Source organism: Pseudomonas sp. Leaf48 (genome assembly GCF_001421885.1).
Lineage (GTDB): Bacteria > Pseudomonadota > Gammaproteobacteria > Pseudomonadales > Pseudomonadaceae > Aquipseudomonas.
This window is the reverse complement of record NZ_LMLH01000028.1, coordinates 311,766-333,004: the sequence shown is the minus strand read 5'-3', so window position 1 is coordinate 333,004 and position 21,239 is coordinate 311,766. Positions and strand designations below refer to the sequence as shown.

The following is a 21,239-nucleotide window of genomic DNA, read 5'->3' as shown; positions in this document are numbered from 1 at the left end:
CTCAGGCTAAAACATCAAGCCTTGGCTTTCTTGGCTGCGCGGGTACGCTCGCTTTCGTCCAGGATCTTCTTGCGAAGACGGATGGACTTAGGAGTTACTTCACACAGCTCGTCGTCCTGGATGAATTCCAGAGCCTGTTCCAGGGTGAAGCGAACAGGTGGAACCAGAGCGATGGTTTCGTCTTTACCCGAAGCACGCATGTTGTCGAGCTTCTTGCCCTTGGTAGGGTTAACGCCCAGGTCGTTGTCACGGCTGTTCAGACCAACGATCTGACCGTTGTAGATTTCCTGACCGTGTTCTACGAACAGCTTGCCACGCGCCTGCAGGGTTTCCAGGGAGTAGGTCAGTGCCTTGCCGGTTTCAACCGAAACCAGAACGCCGTTCTGACGGCCGGACATGTCGCCGGACTTCATGGTGTCGTAACGATCGAAGATCGAAGTCAGGATGCCAGCACCGTTGGTCAGGGTCAGGAACTGGTTACGGAAACCGATCAGACCACGAGCAGGGATGTTGTATTCCAGACGTACACGGCCTTTGCCATCCGGCACCATGTTGGTCAGGTCGCCTTTACGCAGGCCCATCTCTTCCATCACCTTGCCCTGGGATTCTTCCGGCAGGTCGATGGTGACGTTTTCGAACGGTTCGTGCTTCACGCCGTCTACCAGACGGATGATCACTTCCGGACGGCCTACAGCCATTTCGAAGCCTTCGCGACGCATGGTTTCGATCAGTACCGAGAGGTGCAGTTCGCCACGGCCGGAAACCTTGAACTTGTCAGCCGAGTCGCCTTCTTCAACGCGCAGTGCAACGTTGTACAGCAGCTCTTTGTCCAGACGTTCCTTGATGTTACGGGAAGTCACGAACTTGCCTTCTTTACCGCAGAATGGCGAGTCGTTTACCTGGAAGGTCATGGAAACGGTTGGCTCGTCGACGGTCAACGGCTTCATCGCTTCAACGGTGTCCGGGTGGCACAGGGTGTCGGAGATGAACAGCGAGTCCATACCGCTGATGCACACGATGTCGCCTGCAGCAGCCTCTTCAACGTCTACACGGTGCAGACCGTGGTGACCCATCAGCTTCAGGATACGACCGTTACGCTTCTTGCCGTCGGCGCCGATAGCGACAACCGGGGTGTTCGGCTTGACGCGACCACGAGCGATACGGCCAACACCGATAACACCCAGGAAGCTGTTGTAGTCCAGTGCGGAGATCTGCATCTGGAACGGACCGTCACGGTCAACAGCCGGCGCCGGTACGTTGTCGACGATCGACTGGTACAGCGGGGTCATGTCTTCAGCCATTTCGGTGTGGTCCAGACCGGCAATACCGTTCAGGGCCGAGGCGTAGACGACTTTGAAGTCCAGCTGTTCTTCGGTGGCACCCAGGTTGTCGAACAGGTCGAAGATCTGGTCCAGAACCCAGTCCGGACGCGCGCCTGGACGGTCAACCTTGTTGATGCACACGATCGGACGCAGGCCGGCTTCGAAAGCCTTCTTGGTCACGAAACGGGTTTGCGGCATAGGGCCGTCTTGAGCGTCAACCAGCAGCAGAACGGAGTCAACCATCGACATAACGCGTTCAACTTCGCCGCCGAAGTCGGCGTGGCCCGGGGTGTCCACGATGTTGATGTGGTAGCCGTTCCAGTTGATGGCGGTGTTTTTCGCCAGAATGGTAATACCGCGCTCTTTTTCCTGGTCGTTGGAGTCCATCACGCGCTCGTCGTTGAGCTCGTTGCGCTCCAGAGTGCCGGATTGACGCAGGAGTTTGTCTACCAGGGTGGTTTTACCATGGTCAACGTGAGCAATGATGGCGATGTTGCGTAGATTTTCGATCACTTGTGTATCTCGATCAGAGGATTCGGTGTGCTGACAAGTCTTGGCAGCGATTTACAGTAGAGTCAGGCCTTGCCGTTACAGCTTGACGGCGGCGTCGGGGGGCCGGTGACGCAAGCCACAGGCAAACAGCCCCGGGCACTTAGCTCGGTCGATAAACGCGCACATTGGCATGCCCCTCACTGAGCAAATGGTGGGCATGCAGGCGACTCATCACGCCTTTGTCGCAATAAAGCAGGTACTGGCGAGTAGGGTCCAGTTCCTTGAAACGAGCGTTCAGTGCATAAAACGGCATCGTTTGTACCTCGATGCCAGCAAGGTCCAGCGGGTCGTCTTCAGCGGCATCCGGGTGACGGATATCGATGACGATCTGACCGGCCAGCGCTTCGCTGACTTCTTCAATTTGAACATCCTGGCCCAATTCGTCGATCACCCGATCGATCGGTACCAGTTTGGCGTTTTCGAGCGCACGCTCGAGTACCGCCATATCGAATTCTTTCTCTTCATGCTCGACGCGATGGCGCTTGGCTGCGGTCTTCGGATTGACCGAGATGACGCCGCAGTATTCCGGCATGTGCCGGGCGAAATCAGCAGTGCCGATCTCGTTGGCCAGGTCGATGATGTCCTGCTTGTGGCTGGCGATGAGCGGACGCAAGACCAGTTTCTCGGTCACGCAGTCGATCACGTTCAGGTTCGGCAATGTCTGGCTCGAAACCTGGGAGATCGCCTCACCGGTCACCAACGCCTCAATGTGCAGTCGATCGGCAATTTGGGAGGAAGCGCGCAACATCATACGCTTCAATACTACGCCCATATGACTGTTATCGACTTTGCCGAGAATTTCGCCCAGCACTTCCTCGAACGGCACACTGACAAATAGCACGCGTTGGGAGCTGCCGTACTTCTTCCAGATGAAATGCGCGACTTCCATGACGCCCAGTTCGTGGGCACGTCCGCCCAGATTGAAGAAGCAGAAATGCGCCATCAGGCCGCGACGCATGATCTGGTAGGCCGCCACAGTGGAGTCGAAGCCGCCGGACATCAGAACGAGCGTCTGTTCCAGGGCTCCCAGCGGATAACCGCCGATGCCGGTGTGCTGGCTGTGGATCACGAACAACCGTTGGTCGCGAACTTCAATGCGGACTTCGATTTCGGGCTTTTTCAGGTCGATTCCGGCGGCACCGCACTGGCGGCGCAACTGGCTGCCGACGTATTTCTCGATGTCTATGGAGCTAAATGGGTGCTTGCCGGCGCGTTTGCAACGCACCGAGAAAATCTTCCCGGCCAGTGCATCGCCGTAGTGCTGCTTGCACTTCTCGACGATGTCATCGAAGTCACCCAGCGGGTACTCGTCGATCTGCAGGAAATGCGCGATGCCCGGCATGCAGCTCAGGCGTTCGCCCATCTCTTTCAGGGCCTTGGGATCGCTGACGCGGGTTTCCAGCTCGAGGTTGTCCCACACACCGTTCACCACCACAGCCGGGTCCAGATCGCGGAGCACAGCACGGATGTTCTTGGCCAACTGACGGATGAAACGCATCCGTACCGGGCGGCTCTTGATGGTGATCTCGGGGAAGACTTTTACGATTAATTTCATGGAAACAGCGCGCGCAGGGCCTGCCGAAAAAGGGGGGCGCGGATTATAGCGGAAATTGCTCAAGGTTTAACCAGTTAATGTGCAGAAGGTTTTGCATGCACCAAAACAGGTCATTTATCGCCTTCGACGCAACATTACAGGGCGGGATTTTCTTCCTTAAAGGCCAATATGCCCTGATAAGCGAGATTTTGGGGCAAAAAACCCATGCTGGGGCACTGGCATGCAATTTGCTCCCTTGTGAGGCAGGTTGCCTTGGCAGAGTATTCGCGCCGGCATCACAAACATTAAAGGGCATCCACTACCAGCCCTAATCCACCCGGAGGACACTATGTCGAAGTCGGTTCAACTCATCAAAGATCATGACGTCAAGTGGATTGATCTGCGCTTCACAGACACCAAAGGCACTCAGCACCACGTGACCATGCCGGCTCGCGATGCGCTGGAAGACGACTTCTTCGAAGTCGGCAAAATGTTCGACGGTTCCTCCATCGCTGGCTGGAAAGGTATCGAAGCTTCCGACATGATCCTGCTGCCGGACGACTCCACCGCTGTGCTGGATCCGTTCACTGAAGAGCCGACCCTGATCCTGGTCTGCGACATCATCGAACCTTCGAGCATGCAAGGCTACGATCGCGACCCACGTGCGATCGCCAAGCGTGCCGAAGAGCACCTGAAATCCACCGGTATCGGTGACACCGTATTCGCCGGCCCAGAGCCAGAGTTCTTCATCTTCGACCAGGTGAAGTTCAAGTCCGACATTTCCGGTTCCATGTTCAAGATCTACTCCGAACAAGGTTCCTGGATGTCCGACCAGGACATCGAAGGCGGCAACAAGGGCCACCGCCCAGGCGTCAAAGGCGGCTACTTCCCGGTTCCACCGTTCGACCACGACCACGAAATCCGTACCTCCATGTGCAACGCACTGGAAGAAATGGGCCTGACCGTCGAAGTTCACCACCACGAAGTGGCAACTGCCGGCCAGAACGAAATCGGCGTCAAGTTCAACACCCTGGTGAAGAAAGCCGACGAAACCCAAACCCTGAAGTACGTTGTACACAACGTTGCTGACGCTTACGGCCGCACCGCGACCTTCATGCCTAAGCCTCTGTACGGCGACAACGGTTCGGGCATGCACGTACACATGTCGATCTGGAAAGACGGCAAGAACACCTTCGCAGGCGAAGGCTATGCCGGCCTGTCCGATACCGCCCTGTACTTCATCGGCGGCATCATCAAGCACGGTAAGGCCCTGAACGGCTTCACCAACCCGGCGACCAACTCCTACAAGCGTCTGGTTCCAGGCTTCGAAGCACCGGTAATGCTGGCCTACTCGGCTCGCAACCGCTCCGCTTCGATCCGTATTCCTTACGTGTCGAGCCCGAAAGCCCGCCGTATCGAAGCACGCTTCCCGGATCCGGCTGCCAACCCGTACCTGTGCTTCGCCGCACTGTTGATGGCTGGCCTGGACGGCATCCAGAACAAGATCCACCCTGGCGATGCAGCTGACAAAAACCTGTACGACCTGCCGCCTGAAGAGGCCAAAGAGATCCCACAAGTTTGCGGCAGCCTGAAAGAAGCCCTGGAAGAGCTGGACAAAGGTCGTGCGTTCCTGACCAAAGGCGGCGTTTTCAGCGACGACTTCATCGACGCTTACATCGCTCTGAAAAGCGAAGAAGAAATCAAGGTACGTACCTTCGTACACCCACTGGAATACGAGCTGTACTACAGCTGCTGATCCGGTAGCGCCGCGACACGCGGCGTGACAAAAGAGGCCTCCTTCGGGAGGCCTTTTTTATTGCACTGTCCCGTCCTGAATAAGGTTTACACCTTCTGACCTATTTTCAGGAGGGAGCAATGGATTCGGGGAAAAGGCGCAGTCAGCGCGATTACACGCTGGCTNTACACCCACTGGAATACGAGCTGTACTACAGCTGCTGATCCGGTAGCGCCGCGACACGCGGCGTGACAAAAGAGGCCTCCTTCGGGAGGCCTTTTTTATTGCACTGTCCCGTCCTGAATAAGGTTTACACCTTCTGACCTATTTTCAGGAGGGAGCAATGGATTCGGGGAAAAGGCGCAGTCAGCGCGATTACACGCTGGCTTTTAAATTGTCGGTGGTCGACCAGGTCGAAAAGGGCGAGTTGAGTTATAAAGAGGCTCAACGGCGCTATGGCATCCAGGGTCGGTCAACGGTGTTGGTGTGGTTACGCAAGCATGGTCGGCAGGATTGGAGCCAAGGCGCGTCTATTCGAGTGCTGAGGAAGAGTTCCATGGCCGAGTCCACGGTACCGCTGTCACCCGAGCAGCGGATCAAAGAGCTTGAAGAGCAGCTTGAACTGAGCAATCAAAAGGCTCAGTTTTTCGAGGCTGTCGTAAACGTCTTGAAGAACGACTACGGTGTATCCATCGTAAAAAAGCGACCCGGCAAGTCCTCGCGCAAGGGCAAGTCAAAGACCTGAGTATCAGCAGGGCTTGCCTGTTCATGGGCATTTCACGTCAGGCTTACTACAAGCGCAACCGAGCGTTTGATGCGAAGGCTAGCGACGATCAAAAGGTCGTGGATTTCGTCTTGGAAAAGCGGCGGCGCCAGCCAAGGCTGGGAACACGCAAGCTGCATTATATGCTGCATGCCGAAGCAGAARCGAGGCTGCGGGTGGGGCGCGATCGCCTGTTCAGCATCCTGCGAGAAGCGCGAGAATTGGTCCCTCGCAAGCGGGCATACCACAAGACTACCYACAGCCATCATCGATTTCGCCGCCATCCAAACCTACTCAAGGCAGGCCCGCAGCAAATCATTGCCTGTGCTCCTGAGCAAGTTTGGGTTGCGGATATAACCTATCTGCCTACCCAGGAGAGCGTTGCTTATCTGAGCCTGATCACCGACGCATACTCGCGTAAAATAGTGGGACATCATGTGCATGAGAGCTTGCATACAGAGTCGGTGCTCAAAGCGCTGAAGAAGGCTGTAGGAGGAAGGAAAACCAAGCAGCCGCTGGTTCATCACTCAGACCGTGGGGCCCAGTATTGCTCCGACCTTTATCAGCGTTTTCACACCAAACACGGGGTCATTTGTTCGATGACCGATGGCTATGACTGCTATCAGAACGCGATGGCGGAGCGAATAAACGGGATTYTGAAGACGGAGTTTTTGCTGCATCGCCCCAAGAACCTGGCCGACGCGGTGAGAATGGTTGATGAATCAGTGCTGATCTACAACGCGGAGCGGCCACATCTGGCCTTGAAATACAAAACGCCCGATGCGGTGCATCGGGCGTTTTGAGACTGAAACAGGTGTAAACCTATTTCAGGACTAGACACATCTTCGAATGAGCCCATTGGTACAACGCGGAGCGGCCACATCTGGCCTTGAAATACAAAACGCCCGATGCGGTGCATCGGGCGTTTTGAGACTGAAACAGGTGTAAACCTATTTCAGGACTAGACAGGGCTGAAAAAAGTGGATCGGTAAATGCAAAAAAACGCCCGAAGCAGCGCATCGGGCGTTTTGTATTACGAGGTGCTTCTGGTCGCTTCAGCCCCGCGACAGGGCTGCAATGAAATCAATTTCCCATGGTGACATGGGTGATGATTTCGTTTTCAACCCGCAGGTTGATGCGTGCAGGGTTGTAGTCCTTGGTCATGATGAACCCGATGCCTGTCGGGCGTACTGCCAGGCCGGTCTTGTTGGCGAGTTCTGCACGCAGCTCTTCGGAGTAATGTTTGCCGATGTACTGCTGGGCGGTGATCAGATGTTGGTTCAAATCCAGAGTCATGAATTGCTTCCTTGCTAAAAGTTGATTTGAGCGAATTTGCTCTCGCCATCCGTCATGGGTGGCGTGGAAAAAGTCTGGATTAATCCCCGGTGTTTTTCATCCTCCGCACTGTGACGCGATGTTTTTCCAGCGCCTCGAGCAACAAAAAGCCCGCCATGAGGGCGGGCTTTGGGGTGGTTCAATCGGCCGGCTTCAAGCCTTCTGCTCAAATGCCACGTAGATCTTGCGGCAAGGCTCAAGTACCTCCCAGGTACCTTTGAACCCGGCCGGGATCACGAAACGATCGCCCGCGCGCACGGTTTTGCTATTGCCATCGCTGTCGCGCAGCACTGACACGCCTTGAACGATTTCGCAGTATTCATGTTCGGTAAAATTCACCAGCCACTGGCCGACTGCGCCTTCCCACACGCCCGCATTCAACTGCCCGCACGGACTGTTGTAGTGGTTGTACACCGCTTGCTCCGGGTCGCCCTTGAGGACTTTGGCCGGGTCTGGCCGGTAGCGTTCGGGTTGAGTGTTGGCCTGGCTGAAGTCGACGACGTCCTGGATGCTCATTGTTGTAATCCCCAGAGATTGCGTTGGAAAAGCCCAAGTCTATGTTTATTAAAATGAACATCGCAAGGCCGTTTGCCGGTGTTATGTCAAATATATTGAAACTTCACCTGTCGCTGGTTTAGGGTGGCGGGATGCCTTGGGCCGAAAAACAGGCTGGCCGGGCAGAATTCCTGACAGCGCCCGCGAAGAACGCGGGTGTCGTATTCAATAAGAGGAGGACACTCGCATGACCACCCTGACCCGTGCCGACTGGGAACAACGTGCCCGCGACCTGAAAATCGAAGGCCGCGCCTACATCAATGGCGAATACACCGATGCTGTCTCCTCCGAGACTTTCGAGTGCATCAGCCCGGTCGATGGCCGTCTGCTGGGCAAGATTGCCAGCTGTGACGCCGCCGACGCCCAGCGCGCCGTGGAAAACGCCCGCGCCACCTTCAACTCCGGTGTCTGGTCGCGCCTGGCGCCGACCAAGCGCAAAGCCACCATGATCCGTTTCGCCGGCCTGCTGAAGCAGCATGCCGAAGAATTGGCACTGCTTGAAACCCTGGACATGGGCAAACCAATCAGCGACTCCCTGTACATCGACGTTCCCGGCGCGGCACAAGCCCTGAGCTGGAGCGGCGAAGCCATCGACAAGATCTACGACGAAGTGGCCGCGACCCCGCACGATCAGTTGGGTCTGGTGACTCGTGAGCCGGTCGGTGTCGTGGGCGCCATCGTGCCGTGGAACTTTCCGCTGATGATGGCCTGCTGGAAACTCGGCCCGGCGCTGTCCACCGGCAACTCGGTGATCCTCAAACCGTCGGAAAAATCTCCGCTGACCGCCATCCGCATCGCGGCGCTGGCTGTAGAAGCCGGCATTCCGAAAGGCGTGCTGAACGTACTGCCGGGTTACGGCCACACTGTCGGCAAAGCCCTGGCCTTGCATAACGACGTCGACACCCTGGTGTTCACCGGTTCGACCAAGATCGCCAAGCAATTGCTGATCTACTCTGGCGAATCGAACATGAAGCGCGTCTGGCTCGAAGCCGGCGGCAAGAGCCCGAATATCGTGTTCGCCGATGCGCCGAACTTGCAGGAAGCCGCCGAAGCCGCTGCCGGCGCTATCGCCTTCAACCAGGGCGAAGTCTGCACCGCCGGTTCGCGTCTGCTGGTGGAGCGTTCGATCAAGGACAAATTCCTGCCGCTGGTGATCGAGGCACTGAAAACCTGGAAGCCGGGCAACCCGCTGGACCCGTCAACCAATGTCGGTGCGCTGGTGGATACGCAGCAGATGAACACCGTGCTGTCCTATATCGAGTCGGGTCATGCCGATGGCGCCAAACTGGTGGCCGGCGGCAAGCGCACCCTTGAGGAAACCGGCGGCACTTACGTCGAACCGACAATTTTCGACGGCGTGAGCAACGCGATGAAAATTGCCCAGGAAGAAATCTTCGGGCCGGTGCTGTCGGTCATTGCGTTCGACACCGCCGAAGAGGCTGTCGCGATTGCCAACGACACGCCTTATGGTCTGGCCGCTGCAGTGTGGACCAAGGACATTTCCAAGGCTCACCTCACCGCCCGGGCACTGCGTGCCGGTAGCGTGTGGGTCAACCAATACGATGGCGGCGACATGACCGCGCCGTTCGGCGGCTTCAAACAGTCTGGTAACGGTCGCGACAAGTCGCTGCACGCATTCGACAAGTACACCGAGCTGAAGGCGACCTGGATCAAGTTGTAAGTCAGTAGGGGAGGCCTGATTTGGATCAGGTCTCTCAAACGACAAAGATCCCCTGTGGGAGCGGGCTTGCTCGCGAAGGCGCCGTAACAGTCAACATAGACGTTGAATGTGCTGGCCACTTCGCGAGCAAGCCCGCTCCCACATTGTTTTGTGGTGGTTGAAAAAATAACAATCCACAGGAGCGTGGAACATGCGTTGGGCGACTTATTTCGCCGTGTTGGCGTCTGTCTTGAGTGTCGGCCTGGCCTTGGGCGTCAGCATGCCGTTGGTTTCTTTTCGCCTGGAAAGCTGGGGTTATGGCTCGTTTGCAATTGGCGTGATGGCAGCGATGCCGGCGATCGGCGTATTGCTGGGGGCGAAGATTTCCAGCCATCTGGCGGCACGCCTTGGCACGGCCAACCTGATGCGCCTATGCCTGTGGGCCGGGGCAGTTTCCATAGGTCTGCTGGCGCTATTACCGAGTTACCCCGTCTGGTTGCTGCTACGGCTGATGATCGGGGTGATCCTGACCCTGGTGTTCATCCTCGGTGAAAGCTGGATCAATCAACTGGTGGTCGAGCAATGGCGGGGGCGCCTGGTGGCGTTGTATGGCAGCAGCTACGCGCTGAGCCAACTGGCCGGGCCGGTGCTGCTTGGCTTCCTGGGCACGGAGCACGATTACGGCTTTTGGGTGGGTGTCGGTCTGTTGCTGGCCGCGCCGTTCCTGTTGCTCGGGCGAAGCGGTGCGCCTTCCAGCGAAGCCAGCAGCGTGACTTTCGGTGACTTGCTGAGTTTCTGTCGTGGCCTCCCGGCGATTGCCTGGGCGGTCTCGCTGTTTGCCGCATTCGAAGCCATGATCCTGACGCTGTTGCCGGTCTACTGCCTGCGTCAGGGCTTTACCACGGAAATTGCGCTGGCGATGGTCAGCACCGTGGTGGTGGGTGATGCCCTGCTGCAGTTGCCCATTGGCGCTTTGGCCGATCGCCTGTCGCGGCGTGCGCTGTTTACCGGTTGCGCGTTGATATTGCTGGTATCGAGTCTGGCGATCCCGATGTTGATCGACACGTTGCTGATCTGGCCGCTGTGGGTTCTGTTCGGCGCCAGTGCCGGTGGGTTGTTCACCTTGTCACTGATTCTGATCGGCGAGCGCTACCGCGACGATGCGCTGGTGCGAGCCAATGCGCACGTGGCACAGCTGTGGGGGATTGGCTGTCTGGTCGGGCCGCTGCTGGCCGGTGCTGGCAGTCAGTGGGTCAGCGGGCACGCGCTGCCGTTGCTGATGGCAGCGGGGGCCTTGGGTGTGCTGATTGTGGTGTTGCGGCAAGGGGCGTTTGGTACGGCGCAAGCTGCATAGATCTTTTGGGGTTTCTACAACATCCGCTCCAGGCCAACGGTTGTGCTGAGCCATGCATTGACCCGTCGCCACCAGCTCGCTGGCTCCTTGGTCAGCGTGTGCATTTTGCCGTCGTCTTCGGTGGTCCAGACGACTTGGTCTTTTTCCAGTTTCACCTCATAACTCAAGGCGGGTGCCATGCCCTGGAGCGCCAGCTCACGGACTCGGGCCGCGAGTTCCGGGCTGTCTACCAACACGCCGACTTCGGTGTTCCACAACACCGAGCGTGGATCGAAATTGAAAGAGCCGATGAAGGATTTTTGCTGGTCGAAAATGATCGCCTTGCTGTGCAGGCTGGAATCGGAGCCACTATAGGCGGCGCTGGAGAACAGGCGCGGTCCACTACCACCGGGGCTGTCTTCACCGGGTTGGCGGCGCAATTCGAACAGTCGCACGCCGTGTTCCAGCAGTGCCTTGCGATAGGGTGCGTATCCACCGTGTACCGCCGGTACATCCGTGGCCTGTAGTGAATTGGTCAGCAAACTCACCGAGACCCCGGCGTCGGCGCGTCCGGTCAGGTAAACAAGTCCGGGTTCGCCGGGCACAAAGTAAGCCGAAACCATGATCAGCTCTTTGCTGACGCCATCGAGCTCGGGCGTCAGTTGCGTGGTCAGCAGCAAATGCGGATCGGGTTCGCCCTTGGCCAGCACCTTGCTGGGCGCATCCCAGAGCGCCTGGCTCCAGGCCCAGATTAGCTCCTGACGCCAAGTATCGAGGCGCGGGTGAGTGGTATAGGTCATCAGGCGCTGGTAAAGCGCGTGATTCTGTCTGCGGTTTTCTTCCAGCGATTTTTCCAGGCCGGCACGGGTCTCCTTCAAGTCCTGGGCGGTCGGTTTGCTCGACAGGAATTCGTCGATCGGCTTGCTCAACGCGCTGTTCCAGTACTGGTCGAAACCGTGTCCGAGCTCGTCGGCGACAGGGCCAACGCCGAGGATGTCGATGTCGGTGAAGTTCATATTGGGTTCGGCGTCGAAATACTCGTCCCCCAGATTGCGCCCGCCGACTATGGCCATGCTGTTGTCCGCCAGCCACAACTTGTTATGCATGCGCCGATGTTGCTGCGACAGGTTCAGCAGCCGCCCCACGGTCCGCGTCACTCCGGTACTGCGCCCCAGATTCAACGGGTTGAACACGCGGATATGGATTTTCGGGTGAGCGGCGAGGGTGCCGATGAACTGGTCCAGGCCATCGCTGGCGGTATCGTCGAGCAGCACCCGAACACGTACACCACGGTCGGCGGCCTTGAGCAGTTCATCGATCAGCATCCGTGTGCTGATACCGTCGTGCACGATGTAGTACTGCAAGTCGAGACTGCTTTGCGCGTTGCGGATCAGTTCGGCCCGGGCGGTGAAGGCTTCGGTGCTGTCGGACAGCAGGCGGAAGCCGGATTGCCCCTTATAAGGCGCGGCCTGCGCCTGGACCGAACGACCAAACGCCGAATCCGAGGCTGGCAGCGCCTGGCTGGACTCTCGCCGAATGTCGAAGCTGGCGCATCCACACAGGAACGAAGCGATTAGCAGGAGAACAAGCAGGGGCTGACTGACTCTCACGTTAGGTCGTTCCAGTTGGCGAGGAGTAATGACATATGGATGCTGGATTCCGGATAAAAGTCAGTCACTGAATGGGTCGTTTTCCGCCAGCAATTTGATCGCCATTGCGCCGACCTTGCGCACCGCTTCTTCGATCTGCGGTGTTGGTTTGGCAGCGTAGTTCATGCGCAGGCAATTGCGGTATTTGCCCGAGGCGGAAAAAATGCTGCCGACGGCGATCTGTACGCCCTGATCATCCAGGGCACGATTGAGTTTCAGGGTATCAAAGCCTTCCGGCAGTTCGACCCATAGCATGAAGCTGCCTTGCGGACGACTGGCGCGGGTTCCGGCGGGGAAGTAACGGGTCACCCAGTCAATCATCATGTCGCGATTGCGCTGGTATTGGGTGCGCATCCGGCGTAAATGCGGCTCGAAGTGGCCGCCCTTGAGAAATTCGGCGATGGCGATCTGCGGTTGCGGAGCGGTTGAGCCGGTGCTGATGTATTTCATGTGCAGCACCCGTTCCAGATAACGGCCGGGCGCAACCCAGCCGATACGCAAGCCGGGGGCCAGGGTCTTGGAAAACGAGCTGCACAACAGCACGCGCCCGTCTTCGTCGAAGGATTTGATCGTGCGCGGGCGAGGATAGGTGTAGGCCAGCTCGCCATACACATCGTCCTCGATGATCGCCACGTCAAATCGCTGTGCGAGTGTCAACAACGCGCGTTTGCGCGACTCGGGCATGATGTAGCCCAAGGGGTTGTTGCAGTTGGGCGTCAGCTGTATGACTTTGATCGGCCACTGCTCCAGGGCCAGTTCGAGCGCGTCGAGGCTGATTCCGGTCAGCGGATCGGTGGGAATTTCCAGGGCTTTCATGCCCAGGCCCTTGAGGGTCTGCATGGCGCCGTGAAAGCTCGGCGAGTCCACCGCCACAATGTCGCCGGGCTCGCAAATCGCCCGGATGCTGGTGGAGAGCGCTTCGTGGCAACCGGTGGTGACTACCAGTTCGCCGCAGCCCAGCTGGCAGCCGGAGTCGAGCATCAGGCGGGCGATTTGTTCGCGCAGTTCGAGGTTGCCATGAATGTTGTCGTAATACAGGCCAGGCATGTCCTGGCGCCGGCTGATCCGGGCCAGATCGCGTAGCAGTGGTTTCATGGTCGGGCTGGTGATGTCCGGCATGCCGCGCCCCAGTTGCACCACATCCTTGCGCGGCACTGCGCGAATAAGCTCCAACACCTGATCCCATTGGGAGATGTCTACCGGACGTTGCGCCGGGCGGCCTACCGCCGGCAGGTCCGGCAGTTCGCGGCTGGCTGGAACGAAATACCCGGATTTTGGCCTTGGCGTGGCCAGCCCGCTGTCTTCCAGCACTCGATAAGCCTGCTGCACCGTGCTCAGGCTGACCCCGTGCTCGACGCTCAGCGCCCGCACTGAGGGCAACCGGTCACCGGGGCGATAGAAGCCCTGTTCAATACGCGTGCCGAGCAATTCGGCGAGATTGACGTAAAGGGTCATGGCGCAGCCTCGTGGGTGGTGATCCGATAAACCAGTACAGATACGGCAAAAATCGAGGATTCAGACGCAACAACAGCAAATCTGTATGGAGTTAATACGGATAGATTGAATCTGTAATGCTTTTGCCCGCCCGCGCATCATGGAATCTCTGGCTACCCAAGTAAACAGGAGCGACCAAAATGAACGGCTTGAGCGATGTGCGGCTGACGTTACACAGTCAGGAACTGGCAACAGGGCAGAAAAACGGCATGCGCGCAACAATGCGCAACGCGCCGTCCTGTCTGAATCGCTGGGGCCTGTTCTGGCATCGTCTGCACACGCGCCAGGCGTTGCTGGCGCTGACGCCGGATCAGTTGAAGGACATCGGCCTGACCCGTGAGCAGGCGCTGGAGGAGGGGCTGAAACCCTTCTGGCGGAGCTGAAACAGGCAGTGTTCTTCAGGGCCTCTTCGCGGGCAAGCCCACTCCCACAATGGATCTGTGATCGACGCATATCCCCTGTGGGAGCGGGCTTGCTCGCGAAGGCGCCAGACGTGTCGCTGCCATTCTTTCAGACCAACTCTTTAAGCCGATGCCAAAGCATCCCCAACGCCAACAACGGCGAACGCAAATGCTTTCCACCTGGGAAGGTAATGTGCGGCACCTTTGCAAACAGATCGAACCCACCGCTCTGTTGACCGCTGATGGCTTCGGCCAGCAGTTTGCCCGCCAGATGCGTGGCATTCACACCATGCCCGGAATAGGCCTGGGCGAAATACACGTTCGGCTGGTCCTTGAGACGTCCAATCTGCGGCAGACGGTTGGCGCCGATGCCAATCATGCCACCCCATTGATAGTCGATCTTCACTGCGTCCAGCTGCGGGAAGACCTCCAGCATTTTCGGGCGCATGTAAGCGGCGATGTCTTTCGGATCGCGCCCCGAATAATGGCAGGCGCCGCCGAACAGCAGGCGTCGGTCCGCCGAGAGCCGGTAGTAATCCAGCGCCACCCGTTGGTCACAGACTGCCATGTTCTGCGGTAGCAGTTCCTGGGCCTGTTCTTCGCTCAGTGGCTCGGTGGCGATGATGTAGCTGCCAGCGGGCAAGACTTTGCCGCTGAGTTCGGGATTAAGTCCGCTCAAGTAGGCATTGCAACCCAGCACGAGAGTATTGGCGCGTACCGCACCTTGGGCGGTATGAACCTTGACCTGCGGGCCGTAATCGATGCGAGTGACAGCTGAGTGCTCGAACAGCCTGACTCCCAACTGCTGCGCCGCAGCGGCTTCGCCCAAAGCCAGGTTCAGTGGATGCAAGTGCCCGGAACCCATGTCGATCAGTCCGCCGACGTAACGCCCGGAGCCGACTACGGTGTGCATTTCGTTGGCTTGCAGCAGGCGGGTTTCATAGCGATAGCCGAGGCTGCGCAGCTCTTCGGCATCCTCGGCGAAACCTTCAAGGTCGCGGGGCTTGTTGGCCAGGTCGCAGTAGCCCCAGGTCAGGTCGCAGGGGATCTGAAAGTGTTCGACCCGCTGGCGGACGATTTCCACGGCTTCCAGGCCCATGAGTTTCATCTGGCGTACACCGTCCACGCCGATCACATTGGTGAATTGCTCAAGGCCGTGGCCGACGCCGCGAATCAGCTGCCCGCCATTGCGACCGCTGGCGCCCCAACCGATCTTGTGGGCTTCGAGCAGCACCACACTGAGCCCGCGCCCGGCGAGCTCGATCGCCGTGTTCAACCCGGAAAATCCGCCGCCAACCACGCACACATCGGCCACCACTTCGCCCTGAAGCACCGGGTGCTCAGGCTGCGCAAGGCTGCTGGCGGCGTAATACGAGGCGGTGTGCTGGTGGTGTGCAGCAGGCTGTTGAGCACGGGCATTCATGTGCGTATTCCCGATTCATGTGTTTAGAAAATTTGACGGAGCATAAGCCGGACTTTCCCGAGCGGGCAACACTGGTCGGTTGCTGCTGTCTGGATCCGGGCTTTTGCGTCAGAATCGCGCTCCAATCCGCTATTGGCCACCGCTTCAATGGACTGCAACAGTCAGAAAATCCGTACGCTGCGCCAGCAGATTCCCTCTTTCGAGTGCGTGCCTGGTTGCCACGACTGCTGTGGACCGGTGACCACCTCGCCGGAAGAAATGTCGCGCCTGCCGCGCAAGACCGGCGCCGAGCAGGATGCTGCGATGGACGAGCTCAATTGTGTGCATCTGGGGCCGAACGGATGCACGGTGTATGACGAGCGGCCGCTGATCTGCCGGCTGTTCGGTACCACCAGGACATTGCCATGCCCAAATGGGCGGGGGCCGGTGGAGTTGATACATCCGCGGGTGGAAAAGCAGGTGTTCGAGTACATGGCCAGCACCCGGCAGGTGCTGGTCTAGGTAGACCGAGTCGCTACTTTCGCGAGCAAGCCCGCTCCCACATTTGACCGGGTTGTCCCAGATGAACGCGATCAAATGTGGGAGCGGGCTTGCTCGCGAAGGCTGCCGAACAGACGCCGCAAGCTTCAATCCGGAATCGGCAAGCTCAGGCTCTCTTTCACTTCTTCCATCACGATATAGCTCTTGGACTCCCGCACATGGGGCAGCTTGAGCAGGATGTCGCCGAGCAGCTTGCGGTACGAAGCCATCTCGGAAATCCGCGCCTTCACCAGGTAATCGAAATCCCCTGACACCAGATGACATTCCAGCACATGGGGCAATTTCAGCACCGCGCGTCGGAACTCTTCGAAGGTATCACCGGATTTGTAGTCCAGGCTGATCTCCACGAACACCAGGAGACTACCCTTCAAGTGCTGCGGGTTGAGCCGGGCGTTGTAGCCCATGATGATCCCTTCGCGCTCCAGGCGCCGGACCCGCTCGGTACAGGGCGTGGTCGAGAGCCCGACCTTTTCCCCCAGCTCGGTAAAGGAGATGCGCCCGTCCGCCTGCAGGATTCGCAAGATGTTGCGGTCGATCTTGTCCAGCTCCCGTTTGGTCTGAGTGTTGGTCCGCATAGGGGATGCGCCTCCGTGAAAAGGGTTTTTGCCGAGAATTGTCGCCAAATATAGGCGTTTATATAGTGAAATACACTGGCAGATCTTTTTTACACTGCGCACATCTGTAGCTCTGATCAACAAACGTCAGCGGTTCGCCGCGATGAGGTATATGAAAATGCGCGTCATGGTCTTGGGTAGCGGCGTCATCGGTACCACCAGTGCTTATTATCTGGCCCGTGCCGGATTTGAAGTGGTTGTCGTGGACCGGCAGCCGGCTGCTGCCATGGAGACCAGTTTCGCCAACGCCGGGCAAGTCTCGCCCGGTTATGCCTCGCCGTGGGCTGCGCCGGGTGTGCCGCTCAAAGCCATCAAGTGGCTGTTGCAGCGCCATGCGCCACTGGCGATCAAGGCCACTGCCGACATCGATCAATACCTGTGGATGGCCCAGATGCTGCGTAACTGCACGGCCAGCCGCTATGCAGTGAACAAGGAGCGCATGGTCCGCCTGTCCGAGTACAGCCGTGACTGCCTCGACGAACTGCGCGCTGAAACCGGCATTGCCTATGAAGGCCGCAGCCTCGGTACTACCCAATTGTTCCGTACCCAGGCCCAGCTTGACGGCGCAGCGAAAGACATCGCCGTGTTGAAGGAGTCCGGCGTACCGTTTGAGTTGCTCGACCGCGAGGGCATTGCCCGCGTCGAACCAGCCCTGGCCCAGGTGACCGACATCCTCGCCGGTGCCCTGCGCCTGCCGAACGACCAGACCGGCGACTGTCAGATGTTCACCACTCACCTGGCTGAAATGGCCACGAAACTTGGTGTGCAGTTCCGTTTCGGCCAGGACATCCAGCGCCTCGACTTCGCCGGTGACCGTATCAATGGCGTGTGGATCGACGGCAAGCTGGAAACCGCTGACCGCTACGTGCTGGCTCTGGGCAGCTACTCGCCGCAACTGCTCAAGCCGCTGGGCATCAAGGCACCGGTGTATCCGCTCAAGGGCTACTCCCTGACCGTGCCGATCACCAATGCGGCGATGGCTCCGACCTCGACCATTCTCGACGAGACCTACAAGGTCGCGATCACCCGTTTTGACAACCGCATCCGCGTTGGTGGCATGGCGGAAATTGCCGGTTTTGACCTGTCGCTGAACCCGCGTCGACGCGAAACCCTGGAGATGATCGTCAACGATCTTTATCCTCAGGGCGGCGATCTGGCCCAGGCCAGCTTCTGGACCGGCTTGCGTCCGACCACCCCGGACGGCACGCCGATTGTCGGCGCTACCCCATTCAAGAACCTGTTCCTGAACACCGGTCACGGCACGCTCGGCTGGACCATGGCGTGTGGCTCCGGCCGCTTGCTGGCTGACCTGATGGCGAAGAAAAAGCCGCAGATCAGCGCCGAAGGCCTCGATATTTCCCGTTATGGCAGCAAAATCCAGGAGTCTGCAAAGCATGTCAGTCCAGCGCCAGCTCACCAATGAGCGCATGAGTCAGGTCGTCACCCATAACGGCACGGTGTACCTGGCCGGGCAGGTCGGCGACGACATGAACGCCGGGATTGAACAACAGACCCGTGAAACCCTGGCCAATATCGAGCGTTTGCTCGACCTGGCCGGTACCGACAAGAATCATCTGCTGTCGGTAACTATTTACCTGAAAGACATCGACGCGCATTTCGAAGGCATGAACGCGGTGTGGGACAAGTGGCTGCCAAAAGGCGTCGCCCCTGCCCGTGCCACCGTTGAATCGAAACTGTGCGAGCCGGAAATTCTGGTTGAGCTGTCGGTTGTAGCGGCTCTGCCATAAGCCTGTCACAAAGATCCCTCTTCCGGTGCTGCTGGCGGTTTACGCCGACAGCCAGCGCCGGTTTTTTTTACAAAACCCGACCAGAAGTCTGCCGCCATGCGTCCTGCCCGTGCCCTGATCGACCTTCAAGCCCTGCGTCACAACTACCAGATCGCCCGTGAACTGACGGGGGCTCGCGCCCTCGCAGTGATCAAGGCCGATGCCTATGGCCATGGCGCGGTGCGTTGCGCCCAGGCGCTGGAAGCCGAGGCGGACGGGTTTGCCGTGGCGTGCATCGAAGAGGCTCTGGAGTTGCGGGCGGCGGGCATTCACGCGCCGGTGTTGTTGCTGGAAGGTTTTTTCGAAGCCTCAGAGTTGTCGCTGATCATCGAGCATGATTTCTGGTGCGTGGTGCATTCATTGTGGCAACTCGAAGCCATCGAGAAAGCCGTATTGAGCAAGCCGATTACCGTATGGCTCAAGCTTGATTCGGGTATGCACCGGGTGGGCTTGCATCCGGCGGATTACCAGGCGGCCTATCAACGCCTGCTGGCCAGCGGCAAGGTCGCGAAGATCGTGCTGATGAGCCACTTCGCCCGTGCCGATGAGCTGCACGAACAAACCAGCGCCGAGCAGGTGGCTGTGTTCGAGGCGGCGCGTCAGGGCTTGTCCGCCGAGGTCAGCCTGCGCAACTCCCCGGCGGTACTCGGTTGGCCACAGATTCCGAGCGATTGGGTACGTCCGGGCATCATGCTCTACGGCGCCACGCCGTTCGAAGAAGCTAATGAGGTCGCCTCGCGCCTGCAGCCGGTGATGACCCTCGAATCGAAAGTGATCTGCGTGCGTGAACTGCCGGCCGGCGAACCGATTGGTTACGGCGCCAGGTTTATTACGTCCAAACCGATGCGCGTGGGCGTAGTAGCCATGGGGTACGCCGACGGCTATCCGCGCCAGGCACCGACCGGTACCCCGGTGCTGGTCGCCGGGCAGCGCAGCCAATTGATCGGCCGGGTATCGATGGACATGCTGTGCATCGACCTGACCGATGTGCCGCAAGCCGGCCTGGGTTCGACCGTCGAATTGTGGGGTAAAAACATCCTCGCCAGCGAAGTGGCCATGGCTGCCGGGACGATTCCTTATCAGATCTTCTGCAACCTGCGCCGGGTGCCAATGCTCTATTCCGGGGCTTAGTGCCAGGAACGCCAGACCGGAAGTCGCCTCGCCGGACAGGATTCGGGCCAAAGTGTTGTAAATACTGAACGCTGTCGCCATGATAACGCTCATTATTCCAACAAACCTGATTCCTGGAGGCGCAAGCTTGGACGTCGGTGAACGACTGCAATCCATCCGTAGGCTCAAGGGCCTTTCCCAGCGTGAACTCGCCAAACGGGCGGGGGTCACCAACAGCACCATTTCGATGATCGAGAAGAACAGCGTCAGCCCCTCGATCAGTTCGCTGAGGAAAGTACTGGGCGGGATTCCCATGTCCATGGTCGAGTTCTTTTCCGAAGAAATCCTGCAGGAAAAACCGACTCAGATCGTCTACAAGGCCAACGAGCTGATCGATATCTCCGATGGTGCGGTGACCATGAAGCTGGTCGGTCGGGCGCATCCCAGCCGGGCTATCGCGTTTCTCAATGAAATCTATCCGCCAGGCGCCGACACCGGGGACGAGATGCTCACCCATGAGGGCGAGGAAACCGGCATTCTGGTCGAAGGAAAGCTGGAGCTGGTGGTCGGGCTGGAAACTTTTGTGCTCGAAGCTGGCGATAGCTACTACTTTGAAAGTACCAAGCCTCACCGTTTCCGTAATCCGTTCGATGTGCCTGCGCGACTAATCAGCGCAGCCACGCCGGCGAATTTCTAAGGGGAAGAGGCGTCCTGCCAGTATCGCAGAGGCGTCCGGGGTGTTTTTTCGCCAGCGCCTAAGACCCCTTCGACTTTGGGGTTGTTTCAGTGACGCGGGCTTACCGCTATACTTGCGCCCGCCTGCGAACCGTGGCCGTAGGCGTGACTAGCCACCATTGAGGGTGAACGCGTGAATCTAATTATGAAAATGCTGGCTGCACCAGCAACCGTATTGGCCCTATGGGCTGTCAGCGCTCAAGCTGCGACCAACGACGATATCGCCAAACGCCTTGAACCGGTCGGTCAAGTCTGTGTTCAGGGTCAAGAGTGCAAGGGCATGGAAGTCGCTGCCTCTACCGGTGGTGGCGGAGGTGCAAAAGCGCCTAAAGATGTCATTGCAAAGCATTGCAATGCTTGCCACGGCACCGGCCTGCTGGGCGCACCGAAAATCGGTGACAAGGCTGCCTGGAAAGAGCGTGCTGATCACCAGGGCGGCCTCGACGGCATCCTGGCCAAAGCCATCACCGGTATTAACGCAATGCCGCCAAAAGGCACCTGCGCTGACTGCTCTGATGATGAGCTGAAGGGCGCTATCAAAGAGATGTCCGGCCTGTAATTCGCCGAACCTTTCGCCAAAAAAACCGCTTTCGAGCGGTTTTTTTGTGCGTGTCGTTCAGGGTTGGATAGTGTGGGGTGATAGAGAGCCGTCCCCTCACCCCAGCCCTCTCCCAAAGGGAGAGGGGGCCGACCGAGG

The 21,239-nt window shown here is 58.5% G+C and carries 19 protein-coding genes; 11 read left to right on the top strand and 8 right to left on the bottom strand.

Annotated elements, in window-relative coordinates; translation table 11 throughout:
• Positions 1-14: 14 nt before the first annotated feature.
• Complete coding sequence (typA, locus tag ASE98_RS17430; protein ID WP_060542574.1) at positions 15-1,835, bottom strand: translational GTPase TypA; 1,821 nt, start codon at positions 1,833-1,835, stop codon at positions 15-17.
• 139 nt (positions 1,836-1,974) lie between these two features.
• Positions 1,975-3,429 (bottom strand): tRNA uracil 4-sulfurtransferase ThiI, encoded by a 1,455-nt coding sequence (thiI, locus tag ASE98_RS17425; RefSeq protein WP_060542573.1) that lies wholly within the window; start codon positions 3,427-3,429, stop codon positions 1,975-1,977.
• Between the two features lie 328 nt (positions 3,430-3,757).
• On the opposite strand from thiI, the gene glnA reads away from it, so the two are divergent.
• Positions 3,758-5,164, top strand: a complete 1,407-nt coding sequence (glnA, locus tag ASE98_RS17415; RefSeq protein WP_060542571.1) for a type I glutamate--ammonia ligase — start codon at positions 3,758-3,760, stop codon at positions 5,162-5,164.
• Between the two features lie 322 nt (positions 5,165-5,486).
• A protein-coding gene (locus tag ASE98_RS17405; protein ID WP_177336982.1) for an IS3 family transposase occupies positions 5,487-6,709 on the top strand; the annotation gives its coding sequence in 2 pieces (ribosomal slippage) (positions 5,487-5,838 and positions 5,838-6,709; 1,224 coding nt in all).
• A gap of 280 nt (positions 6,710-6,989) precedes the next feature.
• On the opposite strand, the gene ASE98_RS17400 is transcribed toward ASE98_RS17405, so the two are convergent.
• A complete protein-coding gene (locus ASE98_RS17400; protein ID WP_060542569.1) occupies positions 6,990-7,202 on the bottom strand; it encodes a hypothetical protein in 213 nt (70 codons plus the stop codon).
• Positions 7,203-7,394: 192 nt separating this feature from the next.
• Positions 7,395-7,757 (bottom strand): cupin domain-containing protein, encoded by a 363-nt coding sequence (locus ASE98_RS17395; protein WP_060542568.1) that lies wholly within the window; start codon positions 7,755-7,757, stop codon positions 7,395-7,397.
• A 226-nt stretch (positions 7,758-7,983) separates the two neighbouring features.
• Between ASE98_RS17395 and ASE98_RS17390 the strand changes: the two genes are divergently transcribed.
• The gene (locus tag ASE98_RS17390; RefSeq protein WP_060542567.1) at positions 7,984-9,477 is read left to right on the top strand and encodes an aldehyde dehydrogenase; all 1,494 of its coding nucleotides are present in this window, start codon (positions 7,984-7,986) and stop codon (positions 9,475-9,477) included.
• A 190-nt stretch (positions 9,478-9,667) separates the two neighbouring features.
• The gene (locus ASE98_RS17385; protein ID WP_060542566.1) at positions 9,668-10,810 is read left to right on the top strand and encodes an MFS transporter; all 1,143 of its coding nucleotides are present in this window, start codon (positions 9,668-9,670) and stop codon (positions 10,808-10,810) included.
• 14 nt (positions 10,811-10,824) lie between these two features.
• On the opposite strand, the gene ASE98_RS17380 is transcribed toward ASE98_RS17385, so the two are convergent.
• Positions 10,825-12,399, bottom strand: coding sequence for a phospholipase D family protein (locus tag ASE98_RS17380; protein ID WP_060542565.1), 1,575 nt, complete (start codon positions 12,397-12,399; stop codon positions 10,825-10,827).
• Positions 12,400-12,459: 60 nt separating this feature from the next.
• On the bottom strand, positions 12,460-13,893 hold the full coding sequence (locus tag ASE98_RS17375; RefSeq protein WP_060542564.1) for an aminotransferase-like domain-containing protein: 1,434 nt from the start codon (positions 13,891-13,893) through the stop codon (positions 12,460-12,462).
• Between the two features lie 179 nt (positions 13,894-14,072).
• Between ASE98_RS17375 and ASE98_RS17370 the strand changes: the two genes are divergently transcribed.
• Entirely contained in the window at positions 14,073-14,315 is a 243-nt protein-coding gene (locus ASE98_RS17370) for a DUF1127 domain-containing protein (RefSeq protein WP_060542563.1), read from the top strand.
• A gap of 127 nt (positions 14,316-14,442) precedes the next feature.
• Here ASE98_RS17370 and ASE98_RS17365 read toward each other — a convergent pair whose 3' ends face one another.
• Positions 14,443-15,756, bottom strand: coding sequence for an NAD(P)/FAD-dependent oxidoreductase (locus ASE98_RS17365; protein ID WP_060542562.1), 1,314 nt, complete (start codon positions 15,754-15,756; stop codon positions 14,443-14,445).
• A gap of 147 nt (positions 15,757-15,903) precedes the next feature.
• Between ASE98_RS17365 and ASE98_RS17360 the strand changes: the two genes are divergently transcribed.
• Entirely contained in the window at positions 15,904-16,257 is a 354-nt protein-coding gene (locus ASE98_RS17360; RefSeq protein ID WP_060542561.1) for a YkgJ family cysteine cluster protein, read from the top strand.
• Positions 16,258-16,382: 125 nt separating this feature from the next.
• Here the strand turns inward: ASE98_RS17360 and ASE98_RS17355 are convergent, their stop codons facing one another.
• Entirely contained in the window at positions 16,383-16,871 is a 489-nt protein-coding gene (locus tag ASE98_RS17355) for an Lrp/AsnC ligand binding domain-containing protein (protein WP_003177284.1), read from the bottom strand.
• Positions 16,872-17,028: 157 nt separating this feature from the next.
• On the opposite strand from ASE98_RS17355, the gene dadA reads away from it, so the two are divergent.
• From dadA to ASE98_RS17330, 5 genes are all read left to right on the top strand, one after another.
• Positions 17,029-18,333, top strand: coding sequence for a D-amino acid dehydrogenase (gene dadA / locus ASE98_RS17350; RefSeq protein ID WP_060542932.1), 1,305 nt, complete (start codon positions 17,029-17,031; stop codon positions 18,331-18,333).
• A complete protein-coding gene (locus ASE98_RS17345) occupies positions 18,305-18,658 on the top strand; it encodes a RidA family protein (protein WP_060542560.1) in 354 nt (117 codons plus the stop codon). The genes dadA and ASE98_RS17345 overlap by 29 nt, the downstream gene beginning before the upstream one ends.
• A gap of 96 nt (positions 18,659-18,754) precedes the next feature.
• Entirely contained in the window at positions 18,755-19,828 is a 1,074-nt protein-coding gene (gene alr / locus ASE98_RS17340) for an alanine racemase (protein WP_060542559.1), read from the top strand.
• A gap of 127 nt (positions 19,829-19,955) precedes the next feature.
• Positions 19,956-20,504 (top strand): cupin domain-containing protein, encoded by a 549-nt coding sequence (locus ASE98_RS17335; protein WP_008023455.1) that lies wholly within the window; start codon positions 19,956-19,958, stop codon positions 20,502-20,504.
• Between the two features lie 183 nt (positions 20,505-20,687).
• A complete protein-coding gene (locus ASE98_RS17330) occupies positions 20,688-21,101 on the top strand; it encodes a c-type cytochrome (RefSeq protein WP_060542558.1) in 414 nt (137 codons plus the stop codon).
• The last annotated feature ends 138 nt before the right edge of the window (positions 21,102-21,239 follow it).

What these genes read in the sequence shown, in the direction of transcription:
- thiI (WP_060542573.1), bottom strand. Translation starts at nt 3,429, where the DNA reads ATGAAATTAATCGTAAAAGTCTTCCCCGAGATCACCATCAAGAGCCGC.
- glnA (WP_060542571.1), top strand. Translation starts at nt 3,758, where the DNA reads ATGTCGAAGTCGGTTCAACTCATCAAAGATCATGACGTCAAGTGGATT.
- ASE98_RS17400 (WP_060542569.1), bottom strand. Translation starts at nt 7,202, where the DNA reads ATGACTCTGGATTTGAACCAACATCTGATCACCGCCCAGCAGTACATC.
- ASE98_RS17395 (WP_060542568.1), bottom strand. Translation starts at nt 7,757, where the DNA reads ATGAGCATCCAGGACGTCGTCGACTTCAGCCAGGCCAACACTCAACCC.
- ASE98_RS17390 (WP_060542567.1), top strand. Translation starts at nt 7,984, where the DNA reads ATGACCACCCTGACCCGTGCCGACTGGGAACAACGTGCCCGCGACCTG.
- ASE98_RS17385 (WP_060542566.1), top strand. Translation starts at nt 9,668, where the DNA reads ATGCGTTGGGCGACTTATTTCGCCGTGTTGGCGTCTGTCTTGAGTGTC.
- ASE98_RS17375 (WP_060542564.1), bottom strand. Translation starts at nt 13,893, where the DNA reads ATGACCCTTTACGTCAATCTCGCCGAATTGCTCGGCACGCGTATTGAA.
- ASE98_RS17370 (WP_060542563.1), top strand. Translation starts at nt 14,073, where the DNA reads ATGAACGGCTTGAGCGATGTGCGGCTGACGTTACACAGTCAGGAACTG.
- ASE98_RS17365 (WP_060542562.1), bottom strand. Translation starts at nt 15,756, where the DNA reads ATGAATGCCCGTGCTCAACAGCCTGCTGCACACCACCAGCACACCGCC.
- ASE98_RS17360 (WP_060542561.1), top strand. Translation starts at nt 15,904, where the DNA reads ATGGACTGCAACAGTCAGAAAATCCGTACGCTGCGCCAGCAGATTCCC.
- ASE98_RS17355 (WP_003177284.1), bottom strand. Translation starts at nt 16,871, where the DNA reads ATGCGGACCAACACTCAGACCAAACGGGAGCTGGACAAGATCGACCGC.
- dadA (WP_060542932.1), top strand. Translation starts at nt 17,029, where the DNA reads ATGCGCGTCATGGTCTTGGGTAGCGGCGTCATCGGTACCACCAGTGCT.
- ASE98_RS17345 (WP_060542560.1), top strand. Translation starts at nt 18,305, where the DNA reads ATGTCAGTCCAGCGCCAGCTCACCAATGAGCGCATGAGTCAGGTCGTC.
- alr (WP_060542559.1), top strand. Translation starts at nt 18,755, where the DNA reads ATGCGTCCTGCCCGTGCCCTGATCGACCTTCAAGCCCTGCGTCACAAC.
- ASE98_RS17330 (WP_060542558.1), top strand. Translation starts at nt 20,688, where the DNA reads ATGAAAATGCTGGCTGCACCAGCAACCGTATTGGCCCTATGGGCTGTC.